At 60.6% G+C, this 7705-nt stretch carries 11 protein-coding genes; 3 read left to right on the top strand and 8 right to left on the bottom strand.

What is annotated here, in order from left to right:
* Window positions 1-123 precede the first annotated feature (123 nt).
* Window positions 124-822, top strand: coding sequence for an IS6 family transposase (locus NF876_RS18160; protein ID WP_262265676.1), 699 nt, complete (start codon window positions 124-126; stop codon window positions 820-822).
* Between the two features lie 33 nt (window positions 823-855).
* On the opposite strand, the gene NF876_RS18155 is transcribed toward NF876_RS18160, so the two are convergent.
* The 3 genes from NF876_RS18155 to NF876_RS18145 form a co-directional block, all read right to left on the bottom strand.
* A complete protein-coding gene (locus NF876_RS18155) occupies window positions 856-1221 on the bottom strand; it encodes a transposase family protein (protein WP_262265705.1) in 366 nt (121 codons plus the stop codon).
* A 208-nt stretch (window positions 1222-1429) separates the two neighbouring features.
* Window positions 1430-1672 carry a SemiSWEET family sugar transporter gene (locus tag NF876_RS18150; protein ID WP_262265706.1) on the bottom strand — a complete coding sequence of 81 codons (243 nt, stop codon included), beginning with the start codon at window positions 1670-1672 and terminating at the stop codon, window positions 1430-1432.
* Window positions 1673-1772: 100 nt separating this feature from the next.
* Window positions 1773-2150: a transposase gene (locus tag NF876_RS18145; protein ID WP_262265707.1), complete on the bottom strand. Its 378-nt coding sequence runs from the start codon at window positions 2148-2150 to the stop codon at window positions 1773-1775.
* Between NF876_RS18145 and NF876_RS18140 the strand changes: the two genes are divergently transcribed.
* Window positions 2143-2637: a hypothetical protein gene (locus NF876_RS18140; RefSeq protein WP_262265708.1), complete on the top strand. Its 495-nt coding sequence runs from the start codon at window positions 2143-2145 to the stop codon at window positions 2635-2637. The two genes, NF876_RS18145 and NF876_RS18140, sit on opposite strands and share 8 nt — an antisense overlap.
* A 67-nt stretch (window positions 2638-2704) precedes the next feature.
* Here the strand turns inward: NF876_RS18140 and NF876_RS18135 are convergent, their stop codons facing one another.
* Window positions 2705-2830, bottom strand: a complete 126-nt coding sequence (locus tag NF876_RS18135; RefSeq protein WP_262265709.1) for a hypothetical protein — start codon at window positions 2828-2830, stop codon at window positions 2705-2707.
* 565 nt (window positions 2831-3395) lie between these two features.
* Between NF876_RS18135 and NF876_RS18130 the strand changes: the two genes are divergently transcribed.
* Window positions 3396-5354 (top strand): PAS domain S-box protein, encoded by a 1959-nt coding sequence (locus tag NF876_RS18130; protein ID WP_262265790.1) that lies wholly within the window; start codon window positions 3396-3398, stop codon window positions 5352-5354.
* Window positions 5355-5408: 54 nt separating this feature from the next.
* On the opposite strand, the gene NF876_RS18125 is transcribed toward NF876_RS18130, so the two are convergent.
* From NF876_RS18125 to NF876_RS18110, 4 genes are all read right to left on the bottom strand, one after another.
* Entirely contained in the window at window positions 5409-5639 is a 231-nt protein-coding gene (locus NF876_RS18125; protein WP_262265710.1) for a DUF6894 family protein, read from the bottom strand.
* A 257-nt stretch (window positions 5640-5896) separates the two neighbouring features.
* Window positions 5897-6892: a phasin family protein gene (locus NF876_RS18120; protein ID WP_262265711.1), complete on the bottom strand. Its 996-nt coding sequence runs from the start codon at window positions 6890-6892 to the stop codon at window positions 5897-5899.
* A 170-nt stretch (window positions 6893-7062) separates the two neighbouring features.
* A complete protein-coding gene (locus tag NF876_RS18115) occupies window positions 7063-7254 on the bottom strand; it encodes a hypothetical protein (protein ID WP_262265712.1) in 192 nt (63 codons plus the stop codon).
* A gap of 86 nt (window positions 7255-7340) precedes the next feature.
* Window positions 7341-7604: a hypothetical protein gene (locus tag NF876_RS18110; protein WP_262265713.1), complete on the bottom strand. Its 264-nt coding sequence runs from the start codon at window positions 7602-7604 to the stop codon at window positions 7341-7343.
* Between the last annotated feature and the right edge of the window lie 101 nt (window positions 7605-7705).

The raw sequence follows: 7705 nt of genomic DNA, 5'->3' as shown, positions 1-7705 counted from the left end.
CTGACCACAGGCGAACGCCTCGATGCCGCCATTCTCGACATCAATCTGAACGGTGAGATGGTGGGCACCGTTGCATTAACCTCGGCCGTATAGCGAGGAGCGGTTCATCAAGGATCCGCTCCCGTGTCTCTGTTCAAGCGCCGTCGCTTCCCGGTTGAGATCATCCTGCTGTGCGTGCGCTGGTACTGCAAGTACGGGATCAGCTATCGCGATCTGGCCGAGATGATGTCCGAGCGCGGTATCCGCGTCCATCCGAGCACGATCTTTCGTTGGGTCCAACGCTATGCTCCGGAGATTGAGAAGCGGGTGGGCCCCTACCAGGGACATCGTTCAGGCTCATGGCGAGTGGACGAGACCTATGTCCGAGTGGGTGGGCGCTGGCGATACTTGTTTCGAGCGGTCGATAAACATGGTCGGTTGATTGCCTCCATGCTGGCCGGCCGGCGTGATACCGGAGCGGCGTATCGCTTCCTGCGCAAAGCCCTGCGAGCGGTGAGTGACTATCCTCCTTCATCCATCACGACCGACAAACTGGCGTCGTATCCCAAGGCGATCCTGCGCCTGCAGGACGAAGGGCTTCTGCCGAACGATGTGGTACACCGCACCTCGAAATACTTGAACAACATCCTTGAAGCGGATCATGGCGCGCTCAAGCGCGTGATCCGTCCGACTCGCGGCTTCCAGACGATGACAACTGCAGCGGCGACCCTGAAGGGTTTTGAGATCATGCGCATGATCCGCCGCGGTCATTACAACAAGCGGGGATGGCGAGCGATAGGCGAAATCCGTCTGATCAATCAGCTCTTCGGTCTTGCTGCCTGAGCGGCCCGTGAAACTGGGCCCGTTATGCCGTTTTCAAGTTACTGCAACGGTGCCAGCAAGCCCGAGATGGCCCTGCACCTCACCGAGGCGTCGCGAGCGGTGGGCATAGGCGGCGGCAACGGTGGGGAGAGGCACGCTGAAGGTGCGGCGCTCGCAGGCCGGGTTGGTACAGCGAAACCGGCGGACCCTCACGCGCAAGCGCACTGGGCGACCTTGCCACGGCAAATCGGTTAGGATGCGCTCATAGACGCCATGCCGGCGGCGGGAGGGCCGCTGGCAGACTGGGCAGGCCGCTGGCATCGGCTGGGGCGTGGTGACAATGGTGAGGCTGTCGGGGTCGGACAGCACCTGAAGCACGCTCAGACCATCAGGGACGAGCGGCAGAAGACGTTTGGACATGGCGCCACCTGCAAAGGAAAAGTCCATGCGGGAGGAATCCTCACACCTCCTGCCAAGCTACTCCGCCATCACACACTATGCGGGAGAACCAGGATTCAACCGGCATTGACAACTCAACGCGCGATGGCTTCAGTACTATCTGAACCTCCGTGCGACTGGTCCTGGCGGCAGCTCTCTCCGGCTGTTTGCGTACGCGACCCGCGGACCTTCAGGACCAGGATGACCACGCACAGCACCAGGCCAAGGGCGCTGAAGACCAGCACGGCAAGCTGCCGAGGGCGAACCCGTACAGCGTCCAGAGCAGCAGCCCAAAGGTGCGCACAGCGAACATACGCAGGGAGATGGCCGCGACGTCGCCGGTCCGGCAGCATTTAATGACCTGCGGAACGAAGCTGTAGAGGCCGATGCAGCCGGCGGCCGATCCAATCAGGGCGGAGAGGGATACCTCCATGGTTCAGCGCGCTCCCGTTGCCTTGAGGCTCCGCAGCTTCAGCACCAGGATGAGGCCCGCAAAGACGACATTGAGCGCGTTGAACAGTATGACAGGCAGGCTAAGCAGCGATCCGGTGGTTGTGCAACGGATCGCGATTTCGTTCTCGATTGAGTTTCATGGTGGCCTCGTGACTGGCAGCATCGAGGCTTTCCGGCCCTGCGAAAGTCTGGTGAACAAGATGATGCCGCTTCAGATCGCGCCAGAGCTCTTCAATGTCGTTGAGTTCCGGCGTGTATTTCGGCAGCCATTCGACCGTGAGCCAGGGCGCCCGCGCGGCCAGTGCGGCGCGCGTCAGCTTGCTGGTGTGGATCGGGCCGTTGTCGAGGACGAGCACGATCGGCTTGTTCGCACGATCGGGCCTCGGCCAATACCGCGGGTCGATCTGGTCCAGAAGCGCGATGAAATCGGCACTGCGCTTGCTCCGGCTGGTGCGCACGATCAGGTCGCGCCGCCCAGTCGAGCACCCCGAGCATCGCCACCTTGGCGGCTTGGCCGGGCGCGGGAATGCGCAGATCCGCGCCCTTCGTGGCCCAGGCATGGGCCAGATCGGGACGGGTGAGCGCCTCAGGCTCATCCCCGAACAAGAGCACGAGATCGCCCGCCGCAGCCTGCGCCTTCAGCAGCATGCGGCGCAGGCCGGCGCAATCCACGGCGTCTGCATCCTGGCGGCCCTTCAGGGTATGGCGCGGTCGGCGCCAGCGGAAAGTCCCTTTTGGCGCAGCACGACGGAGAGCCGTGAGCGCGAGATGCGCACACCGGAGCGCGTCTCGATCTCGTCGACCAGCCGCGACAAGGTCCAGTTGGGGCGATCCGCCACCGGCCCGGACAGTACCTCCTCGGCGACGGCCAGAGCGCACGCGGCCTTGACCGGAGCTGGTCCCGGGCCACGGAGCGCCGCAGCGCGTCGACCCCGCCCTTCATGAAATCGCTGCGCCAGAGCCGGACGGTATCCTCGCGCACGCCAATGGCCTCGGCGATGCGCAGGCTGGTCTAGCCCGCCAGGGTCAGGAGGATCGCCCGAGCCCGATCGGCTTCGCCGCGCGCTCGCGACCAGCTGAGCTCCTCCAGTTCGCGTCGTTGCTCGATACTCGCCACAACAGGAGACCTGCCTGCCATGATCCGCCTCCCGCATTCGATCAGGGAAGGGAATCATGGCCAGCATCCGTTGGCTACCCCGCTGAAACCTGCTTAGGAGGGCTCACGAGGCATAAAGCTTCTTTGAGGAGTGGCTCGCCAGCGTTTTCACATAGTCTCGACGCAGGAGAGACCTTAGAGGATTGGATTATTGTTTTGAGCCGAAGCCCAAGCTCTGGCTTAAATGAAGCGTAATGTCGGTTTGGGGGCAGCTCCGTTGGGTTAGCTCCTTCCTCTTGCGTGAGTACAAAAAGGAAAGCGCCCTCTCTTCCTAAGGGGCGCTTCAAGGTCCGGCCCGTAGGGGCAAAGTCGCGGTACCGGTAGAGCACAACTATTCAATTCTAACTGCTTCGTCATGTCGGTGAAGTACGACGGAGAACTACGCAACCTGTTACGGAGCAGAGGCTACTCTCGATGTTCCCAACATCGTCTCCCTTGATGAGGGATATGGAGTTATACTCAAAAGACAGACAAGGCAGCGCAAAATTGCCAAGATTGGCTGTCGTGATCAACCGTGAGGGCAGAGGAGGTCCGCGGCTTGAGCACCATGCCGTTTCTCACTGGCGGCGGCACTATGAGTGCACGCATCCAGGCATACGATTGGTCATCCTCTCCGGTCGGTCGTGCCGAGACCTGGCCGCCCTCGCTCCGCGTCACGATCAGCAACATGCTGCGATCCAAAATGCCCACCTACCTGCTGTGGGGACCGGAGCTGATTACCTTCTACAATGACGCCTGTCTCCCTCTGCGCGGCCTCAGGACAGAGGCGCTTGGACAGCCTCTGCGGCAGGCCTGGGCGGAAATCTGGGATGTTGCCTCACCACTCGTTGCGCGAGCACGTGGCGGAGAGGCAACCTATGTCCAGGACGTGCCTGTCTGGATTGTGCAGCGAAAGGGCTATCCCGAGGAGACATGGTGGAACGCTTCCTTTAGCCCCGTCATAGCGGAGAGCGGCGATGTGGGCGGTGTGCTCATCGTCATCCATGAAACCACTGAGCGGGTCTTTGGCGAACAGCGGCTCCAGTTCCTGGTCGACCTGAGCACCCGATTGCGCGGAACCTCTGACGCCTGTGGCGTCATGGCCTTGGCTGCCAAAATGCTCGGCCGTCATCTGAAGGCCAGCCGCGTTGGATATGCCGAGTTCAGCGAGACTGGCAGATCGTTTACGGTCGAGCGTGACTGGACCGAGGGATCAACTCCCAGCTTCGCAGGCCAGTATCAGGTTAGCGACTTTGGTCCGCTCGTCGAAAGCGAGTTGCGGGCAGGACACACAGTCCACATCAATGACGCACAGACGGATCTGCTTACAGCAGCGGCAAACATCGCTACGCAGTTCCTCAGGACCGGCAAGCGCGCCACCATCATCGCACCGTTGATCCGAGACAATCGCCTGGTTGCAGCGCTTTTTGTCCACCAGAGCGAGCCACGTCACTGGCGGGATGATGAGGTGACGCTGGCGCAGGAGGTGGCCGAACGCACTTGGACGTCGGTCCTTCGAGCTCGGGCTGAAATGGCCCTGCGGGAGAGCGAGGCCCGTTTCCGGCAATTCGCCGAGCATTCGACCGACATGCTCTGGATCATGAATGCCGACACGCTGCAGATGGAGTACGTCAGCCCTGCCTTCGAGCGCGTCTGGGGCTGGTCACCGGAGATGCTCCAGCACCGTGATCAATGGGCGGAGAGCCTCCACCCGGAGGACCGCGAGAGTGCGCTGCAAACTACCGAACGGGTTCTTCGAGGCGATACCGTCATCCACGAATACCGCATCGTTCGGCCGGACGGAAGCATGCGCCATATCCACGCCACTGGGTTTCCGATCTTTGACGAACACCAACAGATTCGACGGATTGCAGGCATTGCCAAGGACATCACCCAGCACGATGGTTCTACGGTCTACGTGGTCGATAGCAATGAGACCTCGCGCCGGGAGCTGTGCCTCCTGCTTCAGGGAGCCAGCTATGAGGTGAAGACGTTTGCCTCCGCACAGTCCTTTCTGGAGGTGGCGCCGGTGCTGGTGCCCGGCTCTGTGGTGCTCGACGTCCGTAACCCTGAGACCGGCGAACTGACAATCCCCCGAGAGGTGAAGGTGCGGCGTTCAAGTCTGCCGACAATCGTGATTGGCGAGGCACGCGGGGACGTTGCGGTTGGGGTCCGAGCGATGAAGGCGGGCGCGGTGGATTTCCTCGATGTGCCTTATGCCCCCGAACAGCTTCTTGACGCGCTCGCCTCCGCTCAGGCAACCATCCGGGAGAGAGCGGAGCGGGATCAGGCCACCGAGCGGGTGAGGGCGCTCATTGCGGCGCTGCCAGCCCGCGAACGGGAGGTGCTGGACGGACTCTTGGCTGGGGGCACCAATAAAACGATTGCACGGGATCTTGGGCTCAGCCCGCGAACGGTGGAGGCGCACCGGGCCCGCATCATGGAACGGCTGGGTGCTCAAAGCCTGCCCGAACTGGTGCAAATTGCGGTTGCGGCAGGCTTGCAGCCCAAACCGCCGGACGGGTGAGGCACCCGGGACGTGCGCGAGATGCAGCTCCTAGCAGTCTCAGGTTTGCGTCTCTCAGTGTGGCCGGACCACCTCTGAGAATGGAACGGTCAGGACTGTTTCGCCAGATCCATCCGCAATCTCGATAGCCGCATTTCGCCCCAAGTCTGCAACCTCGTCTACGAGCTCTCGGGCCACCTTCAGAGCTTCTGCGAAGGCGGCATCGACGTCTGGCAGCTCTGTGCCGTCCGGATCAACCTCAAGCTTATCGCCGTTTCGGATGTGGAGGAAGTACAGGGGCATCATGGTACCAAACCTGTTCTGGATGAGAAGTATAGGCTTCTGACCAACCCCCGCCTAGCCCCTGCCGGAGGAGGTAGAGAACAACTGGATTGCACGAAGTATCGCAAAGGTCAGAATTTGCGAACAGTGAACTGAGAGCCGTTGTACAGGCACCGGATCGTGGATTAAGCCAGCGGAGAAGGTTCCGAATATGCTTCGCTTGATGTTTGATGAGCGCTCCCGCGCGATAAGCCGGGAGCGCTCATTGAAACCGGAGATGCTTACGCCACGCGATTGAAACGCTGCGCGGTTTTGTCCGCCTGTACTGTGACAGTCTTGGTGGCTGCGTCGGCCATCTGGAGAGTGAGCTCGGCAAGACGTCGATTATTCTCGATTGTCTGTTCCAGGTTGTCGCGCAGCAGCGAACTCTGCACCTCGAAGATTTCGGTCATTGATCGGCAACGGGCAAGCGCTTGCAAGCCTTCGAGGTTGCGTTGCAGACGCTGTTGGGTGCGGGCAACCACCTCACGCGAAACGTCTTGCAGACCATGCGCGAGCGTCGTGCTGGACTGGGCCACAGCCCGTAAGTTGTGTGCTGCCTCTTCACTAAGCCCCAGCGCGCCACCATCAGGACGGCCACCCGGCTGCAGGCTTTGGCCAGTCGAGTAGCGGGCCAGCTCCGAGAAGGCTCCGAAACTGTTGGCGACCGCCTCCTGCATGGCCTGAGCCATGGTCTGAGCGCTCTCCACGCCAGCGCGCAGAGTGTCGGCGACGTCCTCGGTCACCCGCTGCACGGTCTCAGTTTGCTCACGGGCGTGTCGAGCCTCGGTTCGTTTGGCCTCATCGAAGTTTGCCATTTTATCCTCCACTGTCTCGGCTATTGTGTTGACTTCCTCGTCACTCAGCACTTGGAGCACCGCTGGAAGCAGCTCTTTGCGGTCGTCTCGGATGTGTTGCTGGAATATGCGTCTCAGCTCCGTGATCTTACCGAGGAACTCGCCACCGTTCTTCGGCATACTCTCGATTTCGGCCAGGAGCGCACTGGTTCGCTCATTGTCATTATGGGCCTCCTGCAGGAGATCGCCCATTCCGTGCTGTCTCAGAACCGGGAAGAGGTGCTCTTCCTGAAGGGCGGCCAGGAGCGCGAGTTCGTCCTTCAGGTCGGCGAACAGGCGCTCACGGGTCCTGATTGCACCGTCAGACGTGGCGAGTAGCTTCTCGAAGAGCTCGTTCGCCTTGTCCGGCGGTGTCTGACTGAATGGTCTGGTGGCAGACATGATTGCTTCCTAGCTATAGGAGAGGTGCTGAAGGTGCTTAAAGCCATGCTGCGCCAAGTAACGGAAGCTGCGGGCTTAAGCGGCGCAAACTCGCACAAACATCGTAACACTAATGGCGCTCGCCTTAACCGGCAGTGCCCGGCCAGCTGAGCGGGAGCATTGTTTTTGGCTTAGCCGTTGCGGGAGAGATGTTGGAGCTCCAGCCGGTATCTGTGCGCCCTCTGGAGCGCCTCGGCCGCACGCCTCTCGTGAAACGAACGCTGGAACTCGGTACAGGCTCGACGCGCATCATCGATGTGCATCTGGGCTGCAGCCTCGCAGGCTCTGATGCGGGAGCCGAGTTCGTTGCAAACTTCAGTCATTGTTGTTCCTCTTGGGTTACGAATAGCGACTGGCGCTCTCGACAGCGTCTGCGCAGGGTGAGAGCAAGCCGTTCAACGGCGATACTTCAAGCGACGAAGGAATGGCGGTGCTGGGGCTGCCGCAGCGTTGCCACAAGTTCCAAACAAGGCTGGCGTTTCTGCCTGTGCATGGCTCTCATCTTGCTCTTGATGTGCTCTTTCAGCTTTGGATCGAGAGTTCGCGTTTGGACGTTCTCCAGTTCGACTTCGGCAGAAAAATCAATATCACCAAGCGTATGAAGAACCTCTCTTATCGTGGCATCTATGCTCGGCGAGTACATACATCGGGTCTGGTAGACGTTACTGGGCATGATTTCCTCTTGTTATTGTTTCTTCTTGGCCCAAAAGATGATCGGATTAACCTAGTTTAACAAGCATAAAGCAGTGCGTAGGATTACGACGGATCCTTACG

Source organism: Microvirga yunnanensis, assembly GCF_025460875.1.
Note: the sequence above shows the minus strand (reverse complement) of the source record. Positions and strands in the feature narration are given on the sequence as shown.